Origin of the sequence: Rhizobium quercicola (genome assembly GCF_021168455.1) — a bacterium.
Classification (GTDB): Bacteria; Pseudomonadota; Alphaproteobacteria; order Rhizobiales; family Rhizobiaceae; genus Ferranicluibacter; species Ferranicluibacter quercicola.
Genome location: NZ_JAJOZR010000004.1, coordinates 1 through 25,282 on the forward strand (window position 1 = coordinate 1; position 25,282 = coordinate 25,282).

23 protein-coding genes are annotated in these 25,282 nt (G+C 63.3%); 10 read left to right on the plus strand and 13 right to left on the minus strand.

Annotated features, from left to right (window positions below; genetic code table 11):
* Nucleotides 1–89: 89 nt before the first annotated feature.
* The 5 genes from LRX75_RS06860 to LRX75_RS06880 are packed head-to-tail and all read right to left on the minus strand — an operon-like array spanning nucleotide 90 to nucleotide 4,532.
* Entirely contained in the window at nucleotides 90–872 is a 783-nt protein-coding gene (locus LRX75_RS06860; protein WP_231813017.1) for a hypothetical protein, read from the minus strand.
* A gap of 6 nt (nucleotides 873–878) precedes the next feature.
* A complete protein-coding gene (locus tag LRX75_RS06865) occupies nucleotides 879–1,229 on the minus strand; it encodes a phage tail assembly chaperone (protein WP_231813019.1) in 351 nt (116 codons plus the stop codon).
* Nucleotides 1,226–3,949, minus strand: coding sequence for a glycoside hydrolase family protein (locus tag LRX75_RS06870; protein WP_231813020.1), 2,724 nt, complete (start codon nucleotides 3,947–3,949; stop codon nucleotides 1,226–1,228). The genes LRX75_RS06865 and LRX75_RS06870 overlap by 4 nt, the downstream gene beginning before the upstream one ends.
* Entirely contained in the window at nucleotides 3,946–4,197 is a 252-nt protein-coding gene (locus LRX75_RS06875) for a hypothetical protein (RefSeq protein WP_231813022.1), read from the minus strand. Before LRX75_RS06875 ends, LRX75_RS06870 begins: the two co-directional genes overlap by 4 nt.
* Nucleotides 4,194–4,532, minus strand: a complete 339-nt coding sequence (locus LRX75_RS06880) for an HK97-gp10 family putative phage morphogenesis protein (RefSeq protein ID WP_231813024.1) — start codon at nucleotides 4,530–4,532, stop codon at nucleotides 4,194–4,196. The genes LRX75_RS06875 and LRX75_RS06880 overlap by 4 nt, the downstream gene beginning before the upstream one ends.
* Between LRX75_RS06880 and LRX75_RS06885 the strand changes: the two genes are divergently transcribed.
* On the plus strand, nucleotides 4,516–5,001 hold the full coding sequence (locus LRX75_RS06885; RefSeq protein WP_231813026.1) for a hypothetical protein: 486 nt from the start codon (nucleotides 4,516–4,518) through the stop codon (nucleotides 4,999–5,001). The genes LRX75_RS06880 and LRX75_RS06885 overlap by 17 nt on opposite strands.
* A gap of 54 nt (nucleotides 5,002–5,055) precedes the next feature.
* On the opposite strand, the gene LRX75_RS06890 is transcribed toward LRX75_RS06885, so the two are convergent.
* Complete coding sequence (locus LRX75_RS06890) at nucleotides 5,056–5,523, minus strand: hypothetical protein (protein WP_231813028.1); 468 nt, start codon at nucleotides 5,521–5,523, stop codon at nucleotides 5,056–5,058.
* A gap of 573 nt (nucleotides 5,524–6,096) precedes the next feature.
* On the opposite strand from LRX75_RS06890, the gene LRX75_RS06895 reads away from it, so the two are divergent.
* The 3 genes from LRX75_RS06895 (at nucleotide 6,097) to LRX75_RS06905 (ending at nucleotide 8,593) form a co-directional block, all read left to right on the plus strand.
* Nucleotides 6,097–6,960, plus strand: coding sequence for an SDR family oxidoreductase (locus tag LRX75_RS06895; RefSeq protein ID WP_231813030.1), 864 nt, complete (start codon nucleotides 6,097–6,099; stop codon nucleotides 6,958–6,960).
* Nucleotides 6,961–7,244: 284 nt separating this feature from the next.
* Nucleotides 7,245–8,018 (plus strand): NAD kinase, encoded by a 774-nt coding sequence (locus LRX75_RS06900; protein WP_231813032.1) that lies wholly within the window; start codon nucleotides 7,245–7,247, stop codon nucleotides 8,016–8,018.
* Between the two features lie 71 nt (nucleotides 8,019–8,089).
* On the plus strand, nucleotides 8,090–8,593 hold the full coding sequence (locus tag LRX75_RS06905; RefSeq protein WP_420851162.1) for a hypothetical protein: 504 nt from the start codon (nucleotides 8,090–8,092) through the stop codon (nucleotides 8,591–8,593).
* Between the two features lie 53 nt (nucleotides 8,594–8,646).
* Here LRX75_RS06905 and prfB read toward each other — a convergent pair.
* The 3 genes from prfB to LRX75_RS06920 all read right to left on the minus strand — a co-directional run bounded on the left by prfB (nucleotide 8,647) and on the right by LRX75_RS06920 (nucleotide 14,034).
* Nucleotides 8,647–9,778, minus strand: a protein-coding gene (gene prfB / locus LRX75_RS06910) for a peptide chain release factor 2 (RefSeq protein ID WP_162742958.1) whose coding sequence is annotated in 2 segments (ribosomal slippage) — nucleotides 8,647–9,708 and nucleotides 9,710–9,778 — 1,131 coding nt in all. Because the reading frame shifts where the segments join, the coding sequence is not laid out codon by codon here.
* Nucleotides 9,779–9,875: 97 nt separating this feature from the next.
* Complete coding sequence (locus tag LRX75_RS06915) at nucleotides 9,876–12,329, minus strand: penicillin-binding protein 1A (RefSeq protein ID WP_231813034.1); 2,454 nt, start codon at nucleotides 12,327–12,329, stop codon at nucleotides 9,876–9,878.
* Nucleotides 12,330–12,780: 451 nt separating this feature from the next.
* A complete protein-coding gene (locus LRX75_RS06920; protein ID WP_420851170.1) occupies nucleotides 12,781–14,034 on the minus strand; it encodes an N-acetylmuramoyl-L-alanine amidase in 1,254 nt (417 codons plus the stop codon).
* 768 nt (nucleotides 14,035–14,802) lie between these two features.
* On the opposite strand from LRX75_RS06920, the gene LRX75_RS06925 reads away from it, so the two are divergent.
* Nucleotides 14,803–17,946: an Rne/Rng family ribonuclease gene (locus tag LRX75_RS06925; RefSeq protein ID WP_231813037.1), complete on the plus strand. Its 3,144-nt coding sequence runs from the start codon at nucleotides 14,803–14,805 to the stop codon at nucleotides 17,944–17,946.
* A gap of 225 nt (nucleotides 17,947–18,171) precedes the next feature.
* Here LRX75_RS06925 and LRX75_RS06930 read toward each other — a convergent pair whose 3' ends face one another.
* The gene (locus LRX75_RS06930; RefSeq protein WP_231813039.1) at nucleotides 18,172–19,332 is read right to left on the minus strand and encodes a pyridoxal phosphate-dependent aminotransferase; all 1,161 of its coding nucleotides are present in this window, start codon (nucleotides 19,330–19,332) and stop codon (nucleotides 18,172–18,174) included.
* A gap of 218 nt (nucleotides 19,333–19,550) precedes the next feature.
* Here LRX75_RS06930 and LRX75_RS06935 point away from each other — a divergent pair, with 218 nt between their 5' ends.
* The 5 genes from LRX75_RS06935 (at nucleotide 19,551) to aat (ending at nucleotide 23,455) form a co-directional block, all read left to right on the plus strand.
* Complete coding sequence (locus tag LRX75_RS06935) at nucleotides 19,551–20,318, plus strand: DsbA family protein (protein WP_231813041.1); 768 nt, start codon at nucleotides 19,551–19,553, stop codon at nucleotides 20,316–20,318.
* Between the two features lie 129 nt (nucleotides 20,319–20,447).
* Entirely contained in the window at nucleotides 20,448–20,891 is a 444-nt protein-coding gene (aroQ, locus tag LRX75_RS06940; RefSeq protein WP_113150438.1) for a type II 3-dehydroquinate dehydratase, read from the plus strand.
* A gap of 18 nt (nucleotides 20,892–20,909) precedes the next feature.
* Nucleotides 20,910–21,365, plus strand: a complete 456-nt coding sequence (gene accB, locus LRX75_RS06945) for an acetyl-CoA carboxylase biotin carboxyl carrier protein (RefSeq protein ID WP_113150437.1) — start codon at nucleotides 20,910–20,912, stop codon at nucleotides 21,363–21,365.
* A gap of 4 nt (nucleotides 21,366–21,369) precedes the next feature.
* Entirely contained in the window at nucleotides 21,370–22,719 is a 1,350-nt protein-coding gene (gene accC, locus LRX75_RS06950) for an acetyl-CoA carboxylase biotin carboxylase subunit (protein ID WP_231813043.1), read from the plus strand.
* Nucleotides 22,720–22,840: 121 nt separating this feature from the next.
* Nucleotides 22,841–23,455, plus strand: coding sequence for a leucyl/phenylalanyl-tRNA--protein transferase (gene aat / locus LRX75_RS06955; RefSeq protein ID WP_231813045.1), 615 nt, complete (start codon nucleotides 22,841–22,843; stop codon nucleotides 23,453–23,455).
* Nucleotides 23,456–23,528: 73 nt separating this feature from the next.
* Here aat and LRX75_RS06960 read toward each other — a convergent pair whose 3' ends face one another.
* The 3 genes from LRX75_RS06960 to LRX75_RS06970 all read right to left on the minus strand — a co-directional run bounded on the left by LRX75_RS06960 (nucleotide 23,529) and on the right by LRX75_RS06970 (nucleotide 25,281).
* Nucleotides 23,529–23,981 (minus strand): DUF2155 domain-containing protein, encoded by a 453-nt coding sequence (locus LRX75_RS06960; protein ID WP_231813047.1) that lies wholly within the window; start codon nucleotides 23,979–23,981, stop codon nucleotides 23,529–23,531.
* A 273-nt stretch (nucleotides 23,982–24,254) separates the two neighbouring features.
* Entirely contained in the window at nucleotides 24,255–24,650 is a 396-nt protein-coding gene (locus tag LRX75_RS06965) for an NADH:ubiquinone oxidoreductase subunit NDUFA12 (protein WP_113150433.1), read from the minus strand.
* A gap of 136 nt (nucleotides 24,651–24,786) precedes the next feature.
* Nucleotides 24,787–25,281 (minus strand): GNAT family N-acetyltransferase, encoded by a 495-nt coding sequence (locus LRX75_RS06970; protein ID WP_231813049.1) that lies wholly within the window; start codon nucleotides 25,279–25,281, stop codon nucleotides 24,787–24,789.
* Nucleotide 25,282 lies beyond the last annotated feature (1 nt).

Sequence of the window (25,282 nt, forward strand, 5' to 3'; positions counted from 1 at the left end):
GCGAACGCAGGTTCATCATATCGTCGGTCATCGGTGGTGTCCTTCAGGTTGGTTCTAAGCAACCCGACCCTACCGGAAATTACCGATGGCTACGAAATCCAGCTACACCACTCGCTGGGACACGATCTTTTTGTCTTTTTGTGTTTGGCGAGGAACGATGTCGAGCAGATGCAGCAGGAGTATTCCTCCGCCTTCCAGTCGGCCTTTCGGCACTCCACGCTGCAATAGCGCTGCGGGCGGCTCCCCAACTGCTTCTGCCTGAAACCCGTGCCGCAATGCTGGCACTCCCGATGTCTGGCAGGATCCCGTTGGGCCGCGTGCGAGCAATCGTATGAGCAATATTTCTGCTCTGCAAACGAGCTATGGTATTCCGTCGAGCAAAACGAGCACGATCGCGCCGGCGCCTTCTTCTGGAGGGCGACGTACCATGACCGCGCGTAGACCTTGCGGTTGATGGCGCCTTCGAGGCCTTCGCGGTAGAGCCTTGCCGAGTCCCGGCATAGGTCCGAGCAAAACCGGTCCCGTGCGGTGATCGTGTCCTGATCGAGCAGTATGCCGCAACGAATGCAGTTCTCCGTCGCCTCCGTGAACTCGCGCTGGCCTTCGAGCCAAGACGACCGCTTGGCCCCCATCTTCGTGAAGGCGGCCGACAGCAGCGCGGCCGCCTCGCTGTCCGACGGTTGCCAGCCGTTGCCTGAGAGGCAAAGAGCCGACCGCACGCCGGCGCGAATGGCACCTTCGTTCTCGAACTTCGACAATCTGAAATCGTCCAGGATATCGATGATCTTGGAAATGACGGACTTGCGCCTCTCGCCGCGTAAGATCTGCTTCGACTGGGGCTTGGTGTGCGAGAATTGAGCGAGGTAGACCATCTTTCATCACCCGAACACTGCGTCGAAGGCATCGGCCGACAGGGCGCCCGATGGCTTCTTTGGTTTCGTCTTCCCGTCCCCGCGGCTCGCGTACGCTACATCGAGCCACGCCGCGTCCAGAGCGCGCAGGAGGCGGATGTGGTGTGCCTGAAGCGTCCAACCGGACAACCGCGCCCATGCCTCGATTTCGGCAAAGCTGACGGCATTCGGTCCGGCAGGATGGTACGTGCGGGTCGAGGATAATTCGATGAACCACGACCAGACCAGTCGGCCCGGCTCCGGCACCACCGTGGGCCGGCCGGCCATGCTGGAGCGCAGCGCAGCGACCAAGAGCTTTTCGAGTTGGTCTAGCCTCATGGCCGGTTCCTCGGGTTGCGGTTGATGTGCGCGACGGACTCCGGCAGCTGCTTGTGAATCTTCTTGGCCATCTGCGCGGAGGACTTCTGGGCCGACTTCTCGGAGATTTCCGTGACGAACGGCAGTAGATTGCCGCTCGAGTCGACATCGACGCCAACCTTAAGACTCGTCTCGACATCGACTTTTGTGGACTGGACGGACGAGACATCGCGGGCTTGCGGCATCGGGGCGGCCGGCGCTGGCATTGCAGCGGATCGCGGTGCGGCTCCGATCTGATCATTCGGCGTGATCGTGCCAGATTGCCCCGGGTTGAAGATCTCCGGACCTCGTTCGCCGACGACGTAGCTCTTGCCGCTGGAAACCGGGCCGCCTTCGGCACGGAAGCCGCCGAAGAATGCGCCGATAAGCTGACCGAAGATACCCCCGCCGCCGCCCGCGCCGCCGCCGAACAAGCCGTCGAGCGCCATGGACAGAAGCTTGTCCGCAATCTGGCCCAAGGCATTTTTGAATGCGTCGGCCGCGGATTTGCCGTTGATCAGGTCGGTCACAAAGCCCTTTGCGACCGTCGATCCTAGCTGTCCAAACTCGGACATGGTGCGCTGGAGATCCTCTTGGCTCTGCACCAGGCCTCGAGTCTTTTCCTCGGCAGCTGCCATTTGTTCGGCGAGAGCTTGCAGGTGAGTGAGTTCGTCCGGATTAAGATCGATGCCGGCCTGTTTGGCCTGGTTCAATAGTTCCTGCTCGTAACGCAGGGCGGCGGCCGCCTCCTTTGTCATGCCGACGGCCGTGGCCTCTGTTCCCTGCGTGGCGATGAAGGCCTGCGCCTGCGTCACGAGATCGGCATATTCCTTTGCCCGATCCTCAAGATCGGCCACACGGTCCTGCACGCCCTGAGGCGCATCCGACAGATAGAGCTCGGACTCTTGCTTGCGCCGGCCACTGTTCACGCCGCCATTGTCGGAACCAAGCCCGCCGATGGCTTGGCTGACGGTGCCGGCGTCACCGGACTTGATGGCCGCAACGATCCGGTCCGGCAGGCTGCCGTAGTTGTAGGCGATCGAGGTCAGGGCGGCCTGCTGGTTTTCGGTCATAGCCCGGAAGGTATCGGCGCCGATCTGCCCCTCGATACCTTTCTGAAACTCACCGATGCGGCGCGTGAGGTCGCGGTTCGCGTCGGCAACGGAAACCGAGATGCCAGCGGTTACGCGCTGGACAGAGTTGTCCGACAGCGTGACGGTATCCGACCCGTAGCCGGCACGTAGCGCGTTGACGTCCCAATAGGGCTTGGCGCTGAAACCTTCGAACTGCTTGATCAGCGCCGTGGCGGAATCAACGGATGCTGTCGTAGCCGCTGTCGCGTTCTCTGCCGCGACCTCGCTCGATGCCTGGATGGTGGCTGCCGCCTTCGTCAGCGACACACCCACCTTCTCCGCCGCCGCGAGGATCACCTCCGCACGCGCTTCGATGTCCTTTTGCAGTTCGCTTCGGGCCGCTTCGGCCGTCCGTTGCGTGAGGAAGTTCTGTGTCATCGCCGCGTCGCGCTGTGCGATGCGATCAACCTGGTCCGCCGCCGGCGTGATTGTGCGCGACGTCGTAGCAAGCCCCTTGGGGCGCACGACAGCCGGCACAGCTTTGACCCGCTTGTTTAGCTCCTCGACGATCATCCTCTCTTCGGCGGCGATCTCTGCCAGCTGCACCTCCAGCTTCCGACGCGTCATCGGCTCGGCATCACCAATGGTGAGGATCTGCGTCTCAAGATCGAGACGCTTCATGCCCAGATCGGCCTGCCGGTTCTCCAGCGTCTTGGACTTCTGGTTTTCGAATTCCTTATAGCTGTCCAGGAATTCGAACCACGCCGAACACGCCTCGACGATGGCTGACTTCAAATGCGTGCCAATGGTGTTGGCGATGATATTGAACTGCTGGTCGACCTCTTCGGCCTTCGCAATCAGCTGATCATCCATGACAATGCCGAGATCGTTCGCCGCCTTGATCTGCGCGCGAATGCCGGCCTCGCCCTTCGTGAGCAGCTGCACGAACTGCTCGCCACCGGTGCCGCCGAAGAGCTCGTCCGAAATGCGGATCTGCGCGGCCTTGTCGAGGCGCTGAAGCTTGCCGATGATTTCGAGGAAAAGCTGGTCGGGATCCTGAAGCTTGCGCGCCAGTTCGGAAGCGTTGTAGCCGAGCCGCTTGAACGACTCTGCAGCCGAGCCGGCGCCGGTTTTGATGAACTCATCGGCGCGAAGGGACATTTCCTTCAGGCCATCGGTCAGGCTGTCGATACCGATGCGGTTCTGTTCCGCGACGAACTTCAGTTCCTGGAATGCCTTGAAGGAAACGCCGGCGCGCTTCGCTTGGTCGGACATTTCCAGCACAGACTTCGTGCTGTCGATCACTGCCTGCCGGATGCCCTCCAGGGCGCCGATCGCAGCGCCGGCCGCCAGACCGGTGACGAAGGCCTTCCCGCACGTGCCGATGCGCGTCGAGGTCTGAGCAAGCGCCTGATTGACGCGCGTCGTGGTGCGGACCATGCGCATCCGGACTCGAGCGAGCGTGTCCCCCTCGTCGACGCTCTGCCCTTCGCCCAGGATGATGCTGGGTTTTGGGTTCGGTCGGTCGTTGCGCTCGCGGATGTTGTCAGCCGGGACCAGCGCGACGACGCCGGGAGTGGCAACGAGGCGGGCTCGGATGGCTTCTTGTAGGGCGATTTCCGGTGTCATGCCGCGGCGCGCTTCGTGACGACGACGGCGCCATAGGCCGTGTTGACGTAGGCATGCTCCTCGGCTGTAAGGTAGATTTCGCCCGCCTCGTTTAGCCGGCAGAATTCAACGGTGCCTTCTTCCTCGTCGGCCATGACGGCCGCCGCGACCGGTGCGCCATTCAAAGTGACGTCGAAAGTGAAACCCGTCTGCCGTGCTGCCTCGACAGCGGCATATCCGCGGTCATATTCAAAGCTCGAAATCCTCATTTTTTCGTCTCCTTTATGGCCTTGCTGATTGACCGCTTGATGCGGGTGAGTGCGCGCTTGCGCTCCAAGCGAAACCCGGGCCAGAAGAACGCCTGAGCCGGCGCCTTCGTGGTGCCGTGTTCGACTAAATGGGCATATCTGACGGCGCTGTTTCCAGCGGTCACGATCGCCTCGAGTTCTCCCGCGACGCGTGCGCCTCCGGGCTGGGAGTACGGCGGCGTACTCTGTCGCGGCCGCGTGACCTCGATGCTGTCGCGGAGATCGCCGTCATCGACTGGCGCCAGACGGCGCTGCGTGTCCGCGATTTCGTCCGCGCCCTTGACCAATGCAGGCACGACTGCTTTGCGCGACAAAACTGTACCGGGTGTGGCGGAAAAAGTGATCGAAGCAGTAAAGCGGCGAAATCCTGCTGCGATCAATCTTATGATACAGACTGTGCAGTCAAATTTTCTAGGTGGCGAGCTTTACACCGTCGCCTTCGATATGCCCGATGGAGAGATCGGTCCTATTCCAGCGTACAACAATCGTGTTTACGTCACGAAGAAAACCATTGAGGTTTACGGGAACGATATCTTTCTTCTTGAGGTTCTCGGCGCAAAACATAGCAAGAGTCTTTTCGAATTTCTAGCAAACGGCGATATTGTTTCCGGCATCATTGCTCTGGCTGTTACAGTTCTTATCGTTCCCAGCTTTTTATTATCACATATAACCAGCAGTCAGATCTCTGTCCCAGATTGGATCACCAGCGGGTGGCTTCTCATACTTGGTTTCTATTTTGGCAAAGCATCGGGAAGAGGTGAGTAAGGAGCGGCGTAGGGGGGCCTTGCCATTCTCATCAAAGCTGCGGACACCGACAGCTCACGCTCCCGAAATATCCGGCCGCTGATCCCGTTCGTGGTAGCGCATCTTCCAGTGGATGATGTCGCTGTTCTGGTGGAGGGCGACGAGAAACCAGGAGATGGAGACCGCGCCGACGGTGACGGAAACCACGGTGGCGGCGATATCGTTGAACTCCTTGACCAGGCATTTGGCCTCGGCCTCATAGTCCGCGCTGCCATCCACCTCGTAGGCGAAGAATTCGTGTTCCGGCGTGGCGATGGCGAGAAGGGCGCGGCTGAGCTGATCGCCACCCACGAGACGGGTCGCGCGCTTTTCGGACTGGCCATAGGCCTGGACCTGTTGAAAGCTCCAGCCATAGGTGTCGATCGCACCGCCCGCCTTCGGCTCCCTGCGCGAATAGGTGCGGAGCGTCACGGCTGCTGTTCCCTTCGCGATATCGCCGACCACGGCAACGGCTTTCGCCCATTCCACTGTGCGCAGGAACATGCCTTCTCCATCTTTGAACGGTGCACCGAAAGACGTCTTGCGGCATCGATGGTCAAGGTAACGCACGCACGGTGAAATCATAGGTGTTTTCCCGTTGTCCTTTCGCACGCGTCACGACCGAGTGTGTTTGAACATCCCATCTCCGCGTCCACACACAAGCTTCGCTTCAGCGTGAGCGGGTAAGCTCCTACTGACAATCAGGAGAGACCTGTGGTTTCAGACGATATCTTGCGGACGGCATGGGCCATTGTCGCCGAGCACATGACGCGGGGCGAAAGCGACCCGACGAAGATGGTCGCCGAAGGCATTCGCCGCGAACGCGACAGCTGGCATCGCGACAGACAAAATACGGTCGCAATTTGCGTCGAGGACACGCGGCATGAAGAATGCCTCGTTGATCGCAACCGCCTTGGTGGCAACTGCCGCAATTAGTTATGTCGTCTTTCGCTTCGCGTCGGCGCTCGCCTAGAGCATTTTCAGCCGATGCGTCGCGCCGCGTCGGCAGCGGGCCATATCGTCGGGAACGTTGTAAGGATGATCTCGTTAGCGTCGGAACGCTAGAAGGAGACATCCATGTCCGACGCCCGCAGACCGACGCCGCCCCATCCCGAACAGCAGCAGACCCCGCCCGGGCTGACCCGGCTGATGGATCCTCTACCGGATCATGGCGAGACGACCTACAAGGGCAATCACCTTCTGGACGGCAAGGTCGCCCTGATCACCGGCGGCGATTCGGGCATCGGTCGGGCCGTGGCCATCGCCTATGCGCGCGAAGGTGCCGACATCGTCATATCGTATCTGAGCGAAGACGAGGATGCGGAAGAGACGGCAAAGTGGGTTCGTGACGCCGGCCGGACCTGCATTCTGGTGTCCGGCGACATCCAGTCCGAAGATCACTGCATTTCGCTGGTCGAAAAGACCGTCGGCGAACTCGGGCACATCGATATTCTGGTCAACAATGCCGCCTTCCAGCGGACCTATGAGGATATCGCCGACATCACCGCGGCCGAGTGGGACACCACCTTCCGGACCAACATCTATGCGTCGTTCTTCCTCTCGAAGGCCGCCGCGCCGCACATGAAGCCGGGCAGCGCGATCGTCAACACGACGTCGATCCAGTCGCGGCAGCCCTCGCCGCAGCTTCTGGCCTATGCGTCCACCAAAGGTGCGATCTCCAATTTTACGGCGGGTCTCGCCGAGATGCTGGCCGAGAAGGGCATTCGCGTGAACGCAGTGGCGCCCGGGCCGATCTGGACGCCGCTCATCCCCTCGACCATGCCTGCGGAAAAAGCGGCACAGTTCGGCAAGCAGACGCTACTCGGCCGCGCCGGCCAGCCGGCCGAACTGGCGGGCGCCTATGTGCTGCTCGCCTCCGATCTGGGCAGCTACATGACCGGTGCCGTGGTGCCGGTCACCGGCGGCGAGATCATGATCTAGGACGCAGCCGGCACGTGGACTGCTCCGGACGACAAGACCGGACAGACGGCGGCGCCGGCGGGCCGATCGGAAAACACCGCATGCCCGGAAAGCCTGCGGCGTTTTCGTTTATCGACGCCGGAAGAGAGCGATTCGCCCTGCATCGGCCTTGCGGACATGCTTCGGATACCGTCCTTTCTTTTCGCTATCCCTTTCATACTGCGGGATTTTATGCATGATGGCGCTCGGCCGGCATCGGCCCCTGCCGCCCTCGGCGGCGTGTCCAGGCAATGGCAAGGCACCTCATGCTACGCACCTTCGAGACGATCGCCTTTGCTCCATCGCAGGCGGAGGAAGCGCAGAAAGCGGCAGCGGAACTGACGGCCATTTACGGCAATGCCGATCCCGACGCGGCCGACGTCATCGTCGCGCTCGGCGGCGACGGCTTCATGCTGCAGACGCTCCACAAGACGATGAACACCGGCAAGCTGGTCTACGGCATGAACCGCGGCTCGGTCGGGTTCCTGATGAACCGCTACAGCACCGAGAACCTGCGGGAACGGCTGGAAAATGCCGTGGAGAACGCCTTCCGTCCGTTGGAGATGCAGACGCGCGACAGCGAGGGGCAGACCTTCAGCGCGCTCGCCATCAACGAGGTCTACCTCTTCCGGCAATCCTATCAGGCGGCAAAGCTGAAGATCACGGTCGACGGGCGTGTGCGGCTGGAAGAGCTGATCTGCGACGGCATCCTCCTCTCCACCCCCGCCGGATCGACCGCCTACAATCTCTCCGCCCACGGCCCCATCCTGCCGCTCGAAGCGCCGCTTCTCGCCCTGACGCCCGTCAGCCCCTTCCGCCCTCGCCGCTGGCGCGGCGCGCTCCTTCCCAACAAGGTGACAGTGGAAATCGAGATTCTCGAGACGGACAAGCGGCCGGTCAATGCGGTGGCCGACCATGTCGAGGTAAAATCCGTCGTCTCCGTGCGCATCGCAGAATCCGAGGAGATGACGGCGCGAATCCTGTCCGATCCCGATTATTCCTGGTCGGATCGCATTCTGGCGGAGCAGTTTTCCAACTGATTCGATTCGAGATGAATTCTATGGCAGGCTTACCCAACCGAGTGGAATCGCCTGCGGGACGGGGTTGCCTGATGATGCGTATGATGTGGATCGCCATGCTTGCCGGGACGGCCGCGGTCTGTCCGGCCGCCGTCCAGGCGGAGGACGTGCTGCCCGCCAACGTCACCTTCGTGACGAGCTCCGGCTTCTGGGAGGATAGCGGCGACCCCTCGGCCGTTCTCGATCCCCGGGGCAAGGCTCCCTCTGCCGCCCCGCCTGCGAGCGCCGCGCAGAAGGGCTATTACAAGCTGATTGCCCTGCGCCAGCAAGACGGTACGGCGCATATCGTGCTGCAACAGATTGCGCTCGACCCGGCCGGGCCGAAGATCGTATCGTCCGCCGAGCTGGACGAGTTCTCGAAGATGAAGGCGTTCGTGACCGACATCCGGCCGGAGACGTCCGACGGGGTGACGCAGCAGCCGGGATTGTTTGCAACCGTCTATCTGCGCACGGACCCTGCCGCGACGGATGTGGAGACCTGGACGGTGCTGATCGACGAGCTGGGCGACATCCGCATCGAGCGCGAATCGAACTAGGTCGCGTTAGAGTCGGCAGACGAGCGGCCGCGCTGTCACGCGGCCGCCGGGTGTCAGTTCAGATCGTCGACCGCGGCGTCGGCGCCGCCATTGACGCGGTGCGCGAGCGCCGCTTCCATGAAGTCGTTCAGCGCACCATCGAGAACGTCCGAGGGAGCCGTGCTTTCGACGCCGGTGCGAAGATCCTTCACCAGCTGATAGGGCTGCAGGACGTAGGAGCGGATCTGGTGGCCCCAGCCGATCTCGGTCTTGGAGGCAGCCTCCGCATTGGCGGCTTCCTCGCGCTTCTTCAGTTCGGACTCGTAGAGACGGGCGCGCAGCATGTCCCAGGCCTTGGCCTTGTTCTTATGCTGCGAGCGCTCCTGCTGGCACTGAACCACAATGCCCGACGGCATGTGGGTGATGCGGACGGCCGAGTCGGTGGTGTTGACGTGCTGTCCGCCAGCGCCGGACGACCGGTAGGTGTCGATACGGCAGTCGCTTTCGTTGATGTCGATCTGGATCGAATCATCCACCACCGGATAGACCCAGACGGAGGAGAACGAGGTGTGGCGGCGGGCATTGCTGTCATAGGGCGAGATGCGCACCAGGCGGTGAACGCCCGATTCGGTCTTCATCCAGCCATAGGCATTGTGACCCTTGACGAGAAGCGTCGCGGACTTGATGCCGGCTTCTTCCCCATCATGGATTTCCATGAGTTCGACCTTGTAGCCCTGACGCTCCGCCCAGCGCGTGTACATGCGCAAAAGCATGTTCGCCCAGTCCTGGCTCTCGGTGCCGCCCGCGCCGGAGTGGACTTCGAGATAGGTGTCGTTGCTGTCGGCTTCGCCGGAAAGCATCGCTTCGACCTGGCGTCGGGCGGCCTCGGTGCGCAGAACCTTCAGCGTGTCCTCGGCATCGCGGATGATGTCGGCATCACCCTCTTCCTCGCCAAGCTCGATGAGTTCGATGCAGTCCTTGAGTTGCTGCTCGAAAGCACGCACGCTGTTGATGCCCTCGTCCAGGCTCTGGCGTTCGCGCATCAGCTTCTGTGCTTCTGCGGCATCGTTCCACAAGGCCGGGTCTTCCGCCTTGTTGTTCAGCCAGTCCAGTCGTCTTACCGCCTGATCCCAGTCAAAGATGCCTCCTCAGCAGGCTTACGGCCTGCTTGATCTCGTCGACGATATTCTCGATTTCGTTGCGCATTGTCTCTTTTTCTTGATCGTGCCGGATACGGTGCCCGTGAGATAGCGACGCCCGCCGCCGATGTAAAGGCAGCGGGCGCATCGCGATCGGGTGATGGCTAGAACAGGCCGTTGGAGCCCGAGGTGACCGCCTGATTGGCCTGGGGCGACGTGCGCAGGATCTCCTCCGGCGGTACATAGGCATCGGCGCCGCCGATGACCGAGAAGGTGTCCGCAGGTCCGGTACCCGGCTTGAACGCCTCGATGATCGTATCCGGATCGCCTTCGGCGGCCGCCATGCCGGTCTTGCGGTTGACGGGCACGAGGCTCATGCCTTCCGGCGAAACGAACTTGGTCGGGCGGGTTCCGGCAAGGGCTGCCTGCATGAACTCGTTGAAGACAGGGGCTGCGAGACTGCCGCCGGTGCCGCCACGCCCCAGGGGGGCCGGGTTGTCGAAGCCGAGATAGAGGCCAGCCACGAGATCCGGGGTATAGCCGACGAACCAGGCGTCCTTCTCGTCGTTGGTCGTTCCGGTCTTGCCGGCCACCGGGCGATCGAGCGTGACCTTGCCGGCCGCGGTGCCCCGCTGCACGACGCCTTCCATCATGGACGTGATCTGGTAGGCCGTCATCGGGTCGAGCACCTGCTCGCGATTGTCGGTCAATGTCGGCTCGTCCTGTTCCTGCCAGTCGGGGGCGTTGCAGGTCTCGCAGGTCCGCTCCTCATGGCGGAAGATGGTCTTGCCGTACCGGTCCTGAATACGGTCGATCAGAGAGGGCTTGATCTGCTTGCCGCCATTGGCAATAACCGAATAGGCCGAAACCATGCGCATGACGGTGGTCTCGCCGGAGCCGAGCGACATGGCGAGAACCGGCAGCATCTTGTCGTAGATGCCGAACCGCTCGGCATATTCGGCGACAAGGTTCATGCCCATGTCATTCGCCAGCCGCACCGTCATCAGATTGCGCGACTTTTCGATGCCGAGACGCAGCGTGGAGGGGCCGGCCGAACCGCCGCCGTAGTTTTCCGGGCGCCAGACCTGACCACCGGTCACGAGTTCGAACGGCGCATCGAGAATGACGGATGCCGGGGTGTAGCCGTTGTCGAGCGCGGCCGCATAGATGAAGGGCTTGAAGGAGGAGCCCGGCTGGCGCATGGCCTGCGTCGCACGGTTGAACTCGGACTGCCCGTAGGAGAAGCCGCCGACCATGGCGAGCACACGGCCCGTCTGCGGGTCCATGGCCACGAGACCGCCCTGAACCTTCGGCGGCTGGCGCAGGCGATAGTCGCCATCCGACTCCAGCGGCTCGACATAGATGACGTCGCCGGGACCGACCACGCCTTCCGGCGAGCGCGCCGTGCGGCGATTGCCTTCGGACGAGCGGTACGCCCACTGCATGTTCTTTGCCGAGATCCGGCCGGTCACGCGGTCGGGGCCGACCTTGCCGGCACCATCCTTGGACGGCTGGACACCGATCTCGGCACCCTTTTCATCCACCGCAAGCACGACGGCGAGCTTCCATTCCGGCACGTCGGAGAGCGCGTCGAGCTTGCCGAGGGCGACACCCCAATCGCCGCCGATCTCGATGCTCTTCAGCGGACCATGGAAACCGCGGCGCTCGTCGTAGTTGACGAGCCCGTCCTGCAGGGCCCTGCGGGCTTCGACCTGGATCTTCGGATCGAGCGAGGTGCGAACGGAGAGACCGCCTTCGTAGAGCGCATTGTCGCCGTAACGCTGGATGATCTGGCGACGGACCTCTTCGGCGAAATAATCGGACGCAAAGAGGTGCGAACCACCGCGGCGCACGGACACGCCGAGCGGCTGGGTCTTCGCCTCGTCGCCGTCGGCCCGCGTCACATAACCGTTCTCCACCATGCGGTCGATGACCCAGTTGCGGCGCTCGAGCGCTGCAGCCTCGTGCCGGAAGGGGTGATAGTTGGACGGGCCCTTCGGCAGGGCTGCGAGATAGGCCGTTTCGGCGATGGTGAGCTCGGTCACCGACTTGTCGAAATAGGTCAGCGCCGCGCCGGCAATGCCGTAGGAGTTCAGGCCGAAGAAGATCTCGTTGAGATACAGCTCGAGAATGCGGTCCTTCGAATAGGCCTGCTCGATGCGGAAGGAAAGGATCGCTTCCTTGATCTTGCGGTCGATCGTCTGGTCGGCGGAGAGAAGGAAGTTCTTGGCAACCTGCTGCGTGATGGTCGAGGCGCCGACCGGGCGGCGGCCGGAGCCCATGTTCTGCACGTTGACGAGGATCGCGCGGCCGAGACCCATGAGATCGACGCCGGGATGCTGGTAGAAGTTCTTGTCTTCCGCGGAGATGAAGGCCGCCTTGACGCGGTCGGGAATGGCCTGGATCGGCAGGTAGAGGCGACGCTCGCGGGCGTACTCGGCCATGAGCTCGCCATTGCCGGCGTGGACGCGCGTGGTGACCGGAGGCGCATAGCTGGCCAGCACCTCGTAATCCGGCAGGTCCTTGTTGAGGTTGCCGAGATAGAGTGCCGCCGCCGCCGCCGCGATGAGGACGAGGAAGGCGCCGGCGCCGAAGAAGTATCCAATCAGTCTGATCATCGGTTGGCTACCGGTCCCTTCGTCGTCGCTATCAAAGGAAAGGCAGCGATCCCGCCGCATCTTTCCGCATGTCGTCACTCACGGCGTCGCGCCCCACGGGCCGCGATGTCATCGCCGAAGACGTCGAGGTCGCCCCATCCTTCCGGACGAGAGGTACCTGAACGCTCGATCCGGATCGACATCCTGTCGATGCCGCCCGTTCCGGTCCGCCGGCCATCGCCCCGAGCCATTGATACCCGTATGGCGATTCCCGGGCCGTCGATTTCGGCTTGAGGGATAGCGACGGGAATGTGAGGAAAATAGGGCTCTTGGCCCAGTTTAGCCCGTTCAGCCCGCGGAAGCCACAGCGGCTGTGGCCCGGGCGACACGAAATAACGTAAGTCGTCGTGAATTTTTACGTCCACTCCCGGTCGTATCTCCGGCTCCCGAGGACGGCTGCCGCTCTCAGCGATCAGCCACCGTCGGCCAGGGCGCCGCCCCGGTAGCGGCGGACAGCGGCTGCGATGCGCTCGGACACCTTCTTGCGCCACGCCGGATCGACCAGAAGCTTCTCGTCCTCCTTGTTGGACATGAAGCCGAGTTCGAGCAGAATGGAGGGGACGTCCGCTGCCCGCAGCACCTGAAACCCGGCAAAGCGGTGGGGATTGTTGATCAGGTTGATCTGCCCCTCGAAGGACGCGATGATCGAGCGCGCGAGATTGACCGAGAAGGCCTGCGTCTCGCGCCGCGTGAGATCGATCAGGATGTCGGCGACCTCGGCCGGCTCGTCGGCCAGCGGCACACCGGCCAGCTGATCGGACAGGTTTTCGCGCTCCGCCAGGCTCGCCGCCAGATGGTCGGACGCCTTGTCCGAGATCGTGTAGACGGTGGCGCCGCGAATATCGTGCTGCTTCAGCGTGTCGGCATGCAGCGAGATGAAGAGTTTCGCCTGCTTCTGCCGGGCGATGAGCACGCGCTCGGACAGAGACAGGAATTCGTCGTCGTCGCGCGTCAGAACGGCCTTGATGCCCGGCTCGCGGTTCAGCGTCTCCGCCAGTTCCTTGGCAAACGCCAGCGTGACGGCCTTCTCTTCCATCTTGGTATCGACGCCGATCGCACCGGTATCGATGCCGCCGTGACCGGCATCGACGGCGATGATGAAGTCGCTGGACGCGGGCGCCGGCTCATCGACGCGCGGCGCCTTCGTCAGCGCGACGCTGCCGGTCCAGGTCTGTTCGGTCAGAAGTTCGGCAAAACGTTTCTTCTCGACCCGCTCGGCATCCAGCACGAGGCGGTAGCTCTTGCCGCCATCGTCGGTCTTCACGTCCGCCACCGTGATCTCGACCGGCTTCGTCGCCGTGAGCACGAGGCGGGCGCTGCTTGCGCCCATGGCGCCGAAGCGGATGTCCTTGAAGAGCCCCCTCGCCTGCGCGTCCTCCGGTTTCACGCCGAAGGACGTTTCGGGAAGATCGACGATGACGCGGGGTGGATTATCGACATAGTGGACGAAGATGTCGGGCTTCCGGTCGAAATCGACCACGACGCGCGTGCGGGCATCGTCGCCGGCGATGCGCATGCCGTAAGCGAGCAGCGGCCCCTGCCCGGAGACCGGTTCCGCCTGCAGCGCACCGGCCGTTCCCAGCGCGATGACCACGCCCGCAAGACATGCCGACAGGGATGGGAAGCGCCAACGCGGCCCGCAATGCGGCGAGGCCTGCATCGCCATCCGCTGTCCATCCGTGTCCTGCCCCGTCTTCCGCTGCAACAGTCTCTCCTCGCAAGGGCTTCGGCCGACCTGGCGGAACGATACACATCGTCCGACGCGCAGCCCTGCCAGCCGTCGGATCCGCATCCTTGCCGCATCGAGGTTAATCGAGTCTTACCGCCAGGTTTCGGCCGGTCCGGCATCCCCCTCGGGGCACGATGCCGCTGCGCCAAAACGAGACAAGCAATTCCATCAATATTAAGGCGCAAAGGCTTTTCTCTTGCCATTGTGACATGAAAACCATAAACGTAGCAGAGGTAAAAAGTGTTGACGGGATAGATTCCACGACCGGGCAGCCAAGGGGCAAAACCCTGGCGCCAGAGCATGATCGGGAAGCGGACTACGCGCTTCCGGCCGTCATGTCCTCGCAGCAAGCGTGTTTCATCCGCCGTCGCTTCACTTTTCATCGCATTCCGAATCGAGAACAATCCGGCGGTGGCCGGAAGATACGGTGTCTGACACCACGCCCCGCAAAGGGCACACTCATCGGGCCACAAGGCCTATGACTTTGGCATTCCTTGTTTGGTATCTCATGTTGACGCAGCAGGATCGGTCAGAAGCGGAAAGCGCCGGAAACGGAACGCTTGCCTCTGCCGTCCGGCTGTTTGCCCATGACCGGTATCCTTCGGGAATTTATCTATCCGGCGAACGCCGTGACCTGCGTGGGGAACCGCCTCCGGGACGTCCTTTTCCTGCCCTGTCACGCTCACGCCGAGGAGCACAACCTACATGGCAGAGAAAATGCTTATCGATGCGTCTCACGCTGAGGAGACGCGGGTCGTTGTCGTACGTGGCAACCGCATAGAAGAATTCGACTTCGAGTCGGAACACAAGAAACAGATTCGCGGCAATATCTACCTGGCGAAGGTAACGCGCGTCGAACCTTCGCTTCAGGCCGCGTTCGTCGATTACGGCGGCAACCGTCACGGCTTCCTCGCCTTCGCCGAAATCCACCCCGACTATTACCAGATCCCGCTGGCCGACCGTCAGGCACTGCTGCGCGCCGAGGCTGAAGAGGCCCGTCGCGACGACGACATCGAGCATGTCGAGACCGGCACGGATCTCGACTCCGATGACGATGCCTCGGAAGACGACGCCGAAGAGGTTTCGCCCGCCGCTGCCGTCGAGGCTTCGCCCGTCGAAGCTGCCGCGCAGGACGAAGCGGAAGCACCGGCTGAAACAGCGGCTGCCGACCTTGCCGTTTCCGACGTCGCCGATGGCGCTGCCGCCGATGCCGTCGAAGGTGTCGTCAAGCACGAAGCCCCGGCCGAAGCGATCGCAGTCGAGCCCGCCGCCGTCGAGGACGCGCCGAAGGCTAAGCCGAAGCGCGCCCGCCGCTCCAAGAAGGCCATCGCTGCGGAAGCCGCCGAGGCCGAAGCGGCTGCCGAAGGCGTTTCGACGGCCGATGCTACGGATGGCGACGAGACCGACGAAGGCCGTGGCCCGAACGGCGAAATGGCCGCGATGGTCGATGCCGATACGATTTCCGAAGCGCCGAGCCGCCGTCGCGGCCATGACGACGATGATGACGATGGTCATCACGAGGAAAAGGAAGTCATCGAATCGGTTGGCGCCGAAGATGCGATGGAAGAAGTGCCGGACCGGAAGGAACGACGCCCGCGCAAGCAGTACCGCATCCAGGAAGTCATCAAGCGTCGCCAGATCCTGCTCGTTCAGGTCGCCAAGGAAGAACGCGGCAACAAGGGCGCGGCCCTCACCACCTATCTGTCGCTCGCCGGCCGATATTCCGTTCTGATGCCGAACACGGCGCGTGGCGGCGGTATTTCCCGCAAGATCACCAACCTGCCGGACCGCAAGCGCCTGAAGGAAATCGCCCGCGCGCTCGACGTTCCCCAGGGCATGGGCGTCATCCTGCGCACCGCCGGTGCCAACCGCACCAAGGTCGAGGTCAAGCGCGACTTCGAATATCTGATGCGCCTCTGGGAAAACGTCCGCACGCTGACGCTCGCCTCCACGGCGCCGTGCCTCGTGTATGAAGAGGGATCGCTGATCAAGCGCTCGATCCGCGACCTCTACAACAAGGATATCAGCGAGATCGTCGTGTCCGGCGAGGAAGGCTATCGCGAAGCGAAGGCCTTCATGAAGATGCTGATGCCGAGCCACGCCAAGGTGGTTCAGCCGTATCGCGACGTGCATCCGATCTTCTCGCGCTCCGGCATCGAGGCGCAGCTCGACCGCATGCTGCAGCCGCAGGTGACGCTGAAGTCCGGTGGCTACATCATCATCAACCAGACCGAGGCCCTGGTCGCGATCGACGTCAACTCCGGCCGTTCGACCCGCGAACATTCGATCGAGGACACGGCGCTCCAGACCAATCTGGAAGCGGCCGAAGAGGTCGCCCGCCAGCTTCGCTTGCGCGACCTTGCCGGCCTCGTCGTCGTCGACTTCATCGACATGGAAGAGAAGCGCAACAACCGTTCGGTCGAAAAGCGCCTCAAGGACCATCTGAAGAACGATCGCGCCCGCATTCAGGTCGGCCGCATCTCGCACTTCGGCCTTCTGGAAATGTCGCGCCAGCGCATCCGCGCCTCGGTTCTCGAATCGACCACGCAGGTCTGCGCGCATTGTGCGGGTACCGGTGTCGTGCGGTCGCAGTCCTCCGTTGCCCTGCATGTCCTGCGCGGCGTCGAGGAATATCTCCTCAAGAACACGACGCATGACATCACCGTGCGTGCCACGCCGGAGATCGCGCTCTACCTGCTGAACTACAAGCGCTCCACGATCACCGATTACGAGGCCCGTTTCGGCGTCGCCATCGTGGTCGAGGCGGATGCGCATGTCGGCGCGCTGCACTTCGCGATCGATCGCGGCGAAGCCGTCGAGAACCCGGTCAAGATCGAGCAGCTGCTCCAGTTCGAAGCGCCTGTCGAGGACGAGGATGACGATATCGTCATCGAGGACGAGATCGAGGACGACGAAGAGCTGCTGATCGAGGCGAAGCCCGAAAAGGCCGAGCGTCCGGATCGGGCCGAGCGCGAGAATGGCGACGACCAGAACGGTCGCAAGCGCAAGCGCCGTCGTCGCCGTCGTGGCGGCCGTGATGGCGAAGCCGAAACGTCTGCCGACGCAACCGGCTCCGACGTCGCGTCCGACGAAGACGCCGACGAGGGTGACGACGAGGACGAGGCAGATGATGCCGTGGCCGCGGAACAGACCGAAGGCGGCAACGGCGAAGATCGCCAGAAGCGCAAGCGTCGCCGTCGCGGCAAGCGTGGCGGTCGCCGCAACAAGGATGGCGAGATCGAAGCCGGTTCGGACGAAGCGGCAACGGCGGATGCCGGTGACGCCGGCGCCCGCACCGACGCCCTGTCGCTTGCCGATGTCGTCGATGACGCTGGAGACTCGGAAGAGGATGCGGTCGAGGATCAGGCGACCGCTGCGGAAGCAGACGGCCTGGCCGACGATGCGGTTGCCGAAACCGACGACAGCGGTGAAGCACCCGTTGCGCGCAAGCGGAGCCGCCGCCGTCGTTCGCCGCAGGATCTGGTAACGGATGTCGTTGCCCAGCCGGCAGCAGACGCCGACGCGGGTTCGACGGACGAGGCCGCCCAGGCTGCCGTCGAAGCCACGCCGGACGCCGTTGCAAGCGAAACGGCACCCGCCTCCGAGGAAGCCCGCACCGAAGAGGCATCCGCCTCTCTGGGCGAAAGCGACGAGGCCCATGTGGCGGTCGAGACGCCGGTCGAAAGCCCTGCCGACGCTTCGGACGACAAGCCGGTACGCAACAACCGGAACATCGAGACGATCGCCAGCGAACCACTGGTCCGCTCCTCGGCGGCAACCGGCGATGACGCGGCCGAAGAGGTCAAGCCCAAGAAGGGCGGCTGGTGGCAGAAGCGCGGCTTCCTGTAGGCCGCTCATGTCGACCGAATGAACACAAATGCCAGCCGGAGCGATCCGGCTGGCCTTTTTCGGTCTACATTCTCGGACTGCGTGAGACGGTTGAGAGGGACATGCGCCTGTTGCTCAACGGTTCCCGTCGAGCAAGACCGTCCCGGACGCCTGCCGCGAACCTCAGGCTTTGAATCAAGTGGCTCGCGATCTGAGTCCGCCGTTCCGTCGAACCCTTTGGCGCCGCTATGGTTTCAGCCAGGCCGCCATGCGCTCGATGGCGATTTCGATCTCCGCCGGCGCGCCGGCATAGGAGAACCGCATGGCGCGGTGGCCTTCGACCGGATCGAAGTCGCGTCCGGGTGTGGCCGCCACATTGATCTCGGCGAGCATGCGATGGGCGAAGGCCATGCTGTCGTTCGTGAAGCGGCCGGCATCGACATAGGCGTAGAACGCGCCGTCCATCGGCGAGGCGATGGTGAAGCCGAGTTCCGGCAAACGCTTGAGAAGTCGTGCGCGGTTGACGGCGTAGCTTTCCTTGTAGACTTCGAGCTCGGCCGATGCGCCCAATGCCGCTTCGGCCGCGATCTGCGACAGTTCCGGCGGCGAGATGTAGAGGCTCTGCGCGATCCGCTCGAAGCCGCGCACCTTGTCCTCCGGCAGCACCATCCAGCCGATCCGCCAGCCGGTCATGCAATAGTATTTGGAGAAGGAATTGATGACCACGGCGGCGTCCGTCACGGCGAGTGCCGTCGTCTCCTCGCCGACGAAGGTGAGCCCGTGATAGATTTCATCCGAGATGAAGGTGATATTCCGTGCGGCGCAATAGTCCGCCAGCGCCTGCAATTGCGCCCGTCCGGTCACGGTTCCCGTCGGGTTCGCCGGACTTGCCAGGAGCACACCGCGGATCGGTCCGCCCTCACGCGCTTCCGCGTCCGCCAGTCCCTGAGGCGTCAGCGTGAAGCCGTTCGAGGCATCGGCATCGACCTCCACGACCTTCAGTCCTAACGCCGCGAGGATGTTGCGATAGGCGGGATAGCCCGGCCGCGCGATCGCGACGCGGTCGCCGGGATCAAACAGCGCGAGGAAGGCAAGGTTGAAACCGGCCGAAGAGCCGGTCGTCACCGCGATGCGCCGGGGATCGACCGAAATGCCATAGTGCTGCTGGTAGTGAAGCGATATCGCCGTGCGCAGCGACAGCGTGCCGAGCGCATCCGTATAGCCGAGCCGTCCATGCTCCAGCGCCGCCCGGGCCGCATCGAGTGCGGCCCTGGGCGCGGGATGGCTCGGCTGCCCCACGGCCATGGAGATCACCGGGAAGCCGGCATCGCGGCGGCGCGTCGCCTCCGCCAGCACATCCATGGCGTGGAAGGGCTCCACGGCGCTGCGGTGGGAAAGCGTGGTCATGGCGGCATCCTCGTTTCGTTGGCCGGACAGGACGCGTGACGTCCCTTCCGGCAGGCCGCCATGGATTGCCCCAAGCACGCGGGCTTCACAAGAGCCGCGCGCGACAAGGCGCCTGCTCTCGACGTTTTGTTGTCCCGGTGCGTTTGCATGTGCTATCGCACGGAGACCGCGCGCCGGCATTCTCTCCGCGTCGGCAGCGCCATATCAGCGAGGACCGCATGACCTTCCCCGTACGCCGACTGATCGCCGCATCGCTGCTGCTCGTCTCCACCACCTGCGTCTTCATCACGCCCGCACGGGCCCTGGACGACAGCCAGAAGGCCGAGTTCGGCGCCTTCATCCGCGAATATCTGATTGCCAATCCCGAGGTCATGCTCGATGTGCAGGAGGCGCTGAAGGCAAAGCAGGCCGCGGCGCAGCAGCAGGTCGCCGAATCGGCGATCAGCGCCAACAAGGACGCGATCTTCAACTCGAAATACGACGTCTCGCTCGGCAATCTCAAAGGCGACGTGACGGTCGTCGAGTTCTACGACTACAATTGCGGCTACTGCAAACGTGCGCTTCCGGACATGGAGGCCATTCTCGAAGCCGACAAGAACGTTCGCTTCGTCCTGAAGGAGCTGCCGATTCTCGGCCAGGAATCGCTCGATGCCCACCGGGTCAGCTCCGCCTTCCGCAAGCTCGCGCCCGAAAAATACGGCGATTTCCACCGCGCGCTTCTCGGCGGCGAGGATCGTGCGACGGAGGAAACGGCGATGGCCGTCGCGACACGTCTCGGCGTGAAGGAAGCGGATATCCGCGCCAGGATGGTCGATCCGAGCCACGACGACGAGGTTCGCGAATCCTACACGCTTGCCAATGCGCTTGGTGTGACCGGCACGCCGTCCTACATCATCGGCAACGAGGCCGTTTTCGGCGCCGTCGGTGCGGACGAACTGGTGGAAAAGATCGCCAACATGCGCCGCTGCGGCAAGACGGCCTGCTGACATCACGGCTACCTGCCTTGTGGACAAGGCCTGCGCCGGGCGCTTGCAGCCATGCGACGGGCCCAAAAGGCTTTTTTTCAACGGGCCAACCGTCTATAGCTGGCGGTACGACGAGAGGATGCTTCCGAAATGCCAACGATTTTCGTCCTGAACGGTCCGAACCTCAACATGCTGGGCAAGCGCGAGCCCGGCATCTATGGCGGCCAGACCCTCGCCGACATCGAGGCGATGTGCGTTGCGGAGGGCGAAAAGCTCGGCCTGACGATCGACTTCCGCCAGACCAACCATGAAGGCGTGCTGGTCGACTGGTTTCACGAAGCCAGCGAACGTGCCGCCGGCATTGCCGTCAACGCCGGCGCCTACACCCATACATCGGTCGCCCTGCATGACGCGACCCGCGCCATCGGCATCCCCGTGGTCGAACTTCATCTGTCGAATGTTCACGCGCGCGAGGAATTTCGCCACAAATCCATGCTTGCCCCAGCGGCGAAAGGCGTCATCTGCGGCTTTGGCGCGCAGAGTTACATTCTCGCGCTCAATGCGCTAAACACACTCCTTCAAACACAGAAATAAAAAGAACAAGAGGCTCTCATGGCTGACAAGAAGACCGGCATCGATCAGGCACTGATCCGCGATCTCGCCAATATCCTGAACGAGACCGATCTGACCGAGATCGAGATCGAGCAGGAAGACCTGCGTATTCGCGTCTCGCGCGCCGGCACGCCGCAATACGTCTCCGCACCGGTTCCGGCGGCTGCCCCCGTGGCCGTCGCGGCGGCTGCCGCCGCACCGGAGGCTGCGGCCCGCACGTCGAAGAACGCGCTGACGGCCCCCATGGTCGGCACGGCCTATCTGTCGCCCGCTCCCGGCTCGCGTCCGTTCGTCGAAGTCGGCGCCACGGTGAAGGAAGGCCAGACCGTTCTCATCATCGAAGCCATGAAGACGATGAACCAGATTCCGGCGCCGCGCTCCGGCAAGGTCGTCGAGATCCTCGTGGAAGACGGCGCACCGGTCGAGTACGGCGAAGCGCTCGTGGTCATCGAGTAAGCCCATGCCCCTCATCTCAAAGGTTCTCATTGCCAATCGCGGCGAAATCGCGCTTCGTGTCCTTCGCGCCTGCAAGGAACTCGGCATCGCCACCGTTGCCGTGCACTCCACGGCCGACGCCGACGCCATGCATGTGCGCCTGGCGGATGAAAGCGTCTGCATCGGCCCGCCACCCTCGCGCGACAGCTACCTGAACATTCACCAGATTGTCGCGGCCTGCGAGATCACCGGTGCCGATGCCGTGCATCCCGGTTACGGCTTCCTGTCGGAGAACGCGAAGTTCGCCGATATCCTCGACGCGCACGGCATCACCTTCATCGGACCGACCGCCGACCATATCCGCATCATGGGCGACAAGATCACCGCGAAGGAAACGGCCAAGGCGCTCGGCATTCCCGTCGTGCCCGGTTCGACCGGCGAGGTACGCCCCGAGAACGCGCTCGAAATCGCCCGCGAGATCGGCTTTCCCGTGCTGATCAAGGCAACGGCCGGCGGCGGCGGTCGCGGCATGAAGGTTGCGCGCAACGAGGACGAGGTCGAGGAAGCCGTTTCCACGGCCCGCTCGGAGGCTGCAGCCGCATTCGGCAACGATGCCGTCTACATGGAAAAATACCTCGGCAAACCGCGCCACATAGAGATCCAGGTGGTCGGCGACGGCGAAGGCAATGCCATCCATCTCGGCGAGCGCGACTGCTCGCTGCAGCGGCGCCACCAGAAGGTCTGGGAAGAAGCCAACTCCCCGGCGCTCAACGTCGAGCAGCGGATGAAGATCGGCGAGATCTGCGCCGATGCCATGCGCAAGCTGAAATATCGCGGCGCCGGCACGGTCGAGTTTCTCTACGAGAACGGCGAGTTCTACTTCATCGAGATGAACACGCGCCTGCAGGTGGAGCATCCGATCACCGAGGCGATCACCGGTATCGACCTCGTCCACGAGCAGATCCGCGTCGCCTCCGGCGCGGGCCTGTCGGTCACACAGGACGAGATCGTGTTTCAGGGTCATGCGATCGAGTGCCGGATCAACGCCGAGGACCCGCGCACCTTCGTGCCCTCGCCCGGCACGATCACGCATTTCCACGCTCCGGGCGGTCTCGGCGTTCGCGTCGATTCGGGTGCCTATCAGGGCTACAAGATCCCGCCCTACTACGACAGCCTGATCGGCAAGCTGATCGTGCACGGCCGCACCCGCGTCGAGTGCATGATGCGGCTGCGCCGGGTTCTCGACGAATTCGTCATCGACGGGATCAAGACCACCTTGCCGCTGTTCCAGGACCTGATCAACAATCAGGACATCGCGAACGGCGACTATGACATTCACTGGCTGGAAAACTACCTCGCCCAGCCGGCGGACTAAGGCTCCGCCGGAGCGCTGCCAGCCTCCTTCGGGCGGCAGCGCTCCGGCTTTCCAAACGCGCCGCTCGACCCCTTTCGCCCTTGACCGGCGCACGGCCCGAGCGAGCAACCAGAGGCCCAGCATGAGAGGCAGCCGCCGCAAGCAACCGGACATCACACCCGACCTGCTGCTGCGCGCCTATTCGATCGGTCTCTTTCCCATGGCGGACTCGGCCGACGATCCGGAAATCTTCTGGGTCGAGCCCGAGATCCGCGGCGTCATTCCATTGAATGACTTCCATATCTCCCGCAGCCTTGCCAAGACGATCCGGCGTTCGCCTTTCACCCTCCGGCGCAACACGGCGTTCGAAGCCGTCATGGACGGATGCGCCGCTCCCGCGCCGGACCGGCCGACCACCTGGATCAACGGGACCATCCGCGGCCTTTATACGGCCCTGCACATGATGGGTCACGCCCACTCGGTCGAGGCCTGGGACGGCGACGATCTGGTCGGCGGGCTTTATGGCGTCTCGCTGGGCGCCGCCTTCTTCGGCGAAAGCATGTTTTCCCGCCGCACCGATGCTTCCAAGATGTGTCTTGTTCACCTCGTCGAACATCTGCGCGACCGCGGCTTCGTTCTGCTCGATACGCAGTTCACCACGGATCATCTGAAGACGTTCGGCGCGATCGATGTGCCCAAGGCCGCCTATGCCGGCATGCTCGCGGATGCCATTGCCCGGCCGCACGCGCTGTTCTGACGCACATACGGATTTCCACGATGGAACGGGTTCGGCGCGAAACGCGGGCGCGGTCCGACGACAGGCCTGCGTCTTACTGGCTGTTGGAAGCACTGTCCGGGGGCGGAAGATCGGACTTGGCTTTGCAGCTCTGCAGCCAGACGTCGTAGACCGGATGCTCGACGGCGTTGAGACCCGGGCTGTCGGCAAACATCCAGCCGGTGAAGATCCGGCGGATCTTGCGATCCAGGGTGATTTCCTCGACCTCCACGAACGACGTGGTCTTCTGGGCTTCCGTATCGTCACGGCTGTAGCAGACGCGGGGCGTGACCTGAAGCGCGCCGAACTGGACGGTTTCACCGATATAGACGTCGAAGGTGGTGATGCGGCCGGTGATCTTGTCGATGCCGGAGAAGACGGCGACGGGATTGGCCAGGCGCGCAGCCTGCGTCGTCGGCGCGGTCACCGACAGCGTGGAGACGGCAGCAAGCAACAACAGGGCGGCATGGCGGGCGGACTTGCGGCAGATCGCGACTTTGCGGTTCATCGACACGTTCCGGATCTTCCTGTTCACTGCCATTGCCATCCCCTGCCCGCCTCGGAATCCCGTGGCGACAGCCGACGAGACGGGTGCAATCCCTGCCTCCGTCAGCCAATCCGAAAACCTCGGTCTCCGGTTGCATCGAACAGGCGTGTTCCGACAGCGTCGGGCCGTCTGGGTCGAGCCTGTCCGGGGCTCGGTCTCGCGGATGGATGTAGATGCCAATCATGGCCGCGAGATGATGGTTCCGGCCGATCGGCCGGAAACCCACGATGCCGCTTAAGAGCGGGGGGTCCACGCATCGTAGTCGCCGGTGACCCGCGGGCGTTCGCCGGGCTTCGCCAGCGAGCCCGGCGGACGGTAGGCCTGTGCCGTGCCGGTCATGTTGAGGCGGTGCGCCTTCTGCCAGTCGCGGGCGGCATAAGTCTCGTCGGCCGGCGAAACGTCCGTGCGGTGATGCATCCAGCCGTGCCAGCCCGGCGGGATCGCCGATGCCTCGGCATAGCCGTTATACATGACCCAGCGGCGCGTGCGGCCTTCAGAGTCCTTGCCACCTTCGTAGTAGGTATTGCCGAGCTCGTCCTGCCCGACCTTCTTGCCGAAGCGCCAGGTGTGGAACCGCGTCCCGATCGTCGAGCCGTTCCACCAGGTGAAAATCTGCAGAAAAGTCTTCATCGAACCGTCCTTGGACCGGCGCACGAAAGCCGCGCGCGGATGCCTTATGATTGCTTCTGCTTATGGCCTGCCGGACCGGTCTTGTCCAGCCTGCCGCGTTTGTCGCAGCGCGTTTGCACCGGCTTGGAAGGCGCTCTCAGCGGGCGTCGTCCAGAACCTTCTCCATCTCCACCGTCGGCATGCCCCAGGCCTCCGAGCCCGGGCCGATCTCGGCGAAACCATGTGCCGCGTAGAAGGCGATGGCCGGCGCGTTGTCGCTCACGACCTCGACCCGCATGTGTCCCGCATAGGGAAAGCAGGTTTCGAGTTCGGCGAAGAGATCGCGGGCGATCCCCTGCCGCTGGAGCGCGGGCAGGACGTAGAGCTGGTGCAGAACGGCCGTCTCGTGCAGCGTCTGCGACATGGACGCGTAAGCCATGCCACCGAGGCGCTTGCCATCGTCGGCCACCACGAACTCGCTGTTCTTGCGCTGCAGGTTCGCCTTGAGCGCCGCCACCGAGTGCCACTTGGCCGTCATCTCCGCGACCTTGTCGGCACCATAGGTGGCGTCGTAGGTCGCGTGTGCCGTCTCGCCCAGAAGCGCGCTGATGGCGGCGAGATCGCGTTCCGTGGCGGTGCGGACGAAGAACATG

Coding starts and splice junctions, on each gene's coding strand:
- LRX75_RS06860 (WP_231813017.1), bottom strand. CDS start 872: ATGGTCTACCTCGCTCAATTCTCGCACACCAAGCCCCAGTCGAAGCAG.
- LRX75_RS06865 (WP_231813019.1), bottom strand. CDS start 1,229: ATGAGGCTAGACCAACTCGAAAAGCTCTTGGTCGCTGCGCTGCGCTCC.
- LRX75_RS06870 (WP_231813020.1), bottom strand. CDS start 3,949: ATGACACCGGAAATCGCCCTACAAGAAGCCATCCGAGCCCGCCTCGTT.
- LRX75_RS06875 (WP_231813022.1), bottom strand. CDS start 4,197: ATGAGGATTTCGAGCTTTGAATATGACCGCGGATATGCCGCTGTCGAG.
- LRX75_RS06890 (WP_231813028.1), bottom strand. CDS start 5,523: ATGTTCCTGCGCACAGTGGAATGGGCGAAAGCCGTTGCCGTGGTCGGC.
- LRX75_RS06895 (WP_231813030.1), top strand. CDS start 6,097: ATGTCCGACGCCCGCAGACCGACGCCGCCCCATCCCGAACAGCAGCAG.
- LRX75_RS06900 (WP_231813032.1), top strand. CDS start 7,245: ATGCTACGCACCTTCGAGACGATCGCCTTTGCTCCATCGCAGGCGGAG.
- LRX75_RS06905 (WP_420851162.1), top strand. CDS start 8,090: ATGATGCGTATGATGTGGATCGCCATGCTTGCCGGGACGGCCGCGGTC.
- LRX75_RS06915 (WP_231813034.1), bottom strand. CDS start 12,329: ATGATCAGACTGATTGGATACTTCTTCGGCGCCGGCGCCTTCCTCGTC.
- LRX75_RS06920 (WP_420851170.1), bottom strand. CDS start 14,034: ATGGCGATGCAGGCCTCGCCGCATTGCGGGCCGCGTTGGCGCTTCCCA.
- LRX75_RS06925 (WP_231813037.1), top strand. CDS start 14,803: ATGGCAGAGAAAATGCTTATCGATGCGTCTCACGCTGAGGAGACGCGG.
- LRX75_RS06930 (WP_231813039.1), bottom strand. CDS start 19,332: ATGACCACGCTTTCCCACCGCAGCGCCGTGGAGCCCTTCCACGCCATG.
- LRX75_RS06935 (WP_231813041.1), top strand. CDS start 19,551: ATGACCTTCCCCGTACGCCGACTGATCGCCGCATCGCTGCTGCTCGTC.
- aroQ (WP_113150438.1), top strand. CDS start 20,448: ATGCCAACGATTTTCGTCCTGAACGGTCCGAACCTCAACATGCTGGGC.
- accB (WP_113150437.1), top strand. CDS start 20,910: ATGGCTGACAAGAAGACCGGCATCGATCAGGCACTGATCCGCGATCTC.
- accC (WP_231813043.1), top strand. CDS start 21,370: ATGCCCCTCATCTCAAAGGTTCTCATTGCCAATCGCGGCGAAATCGCG.
- aat (WP_231813045.1), top strand. CDS start 22,841: ATGAGAGGCAGCCGCCGCAAGCAACCGGACATCACACCCGACCTGCTG.
- LRX75_RS06960 (WP_231813047.1), bottom strand. CDS start 23,981: ATGAACCGCAAAGTCGCGATCTGCCGCAAGTCCGCCCGCCATGCCGCC.
- LRX75_RS06965 (WP_113150433.1), bottom strand. CDS start 24,650: ATGAAGACTTTTCTGCAGATTTTCACCTGGTGGAACGGCTCGACGATC.
- LRX75_RS06970 (WP_231813049.1), bottom strand. CDS start 25,281: ATGTTCTTCGTCCGCACCGCCACGGAACGCGATCTCGCCGCCATCAGC.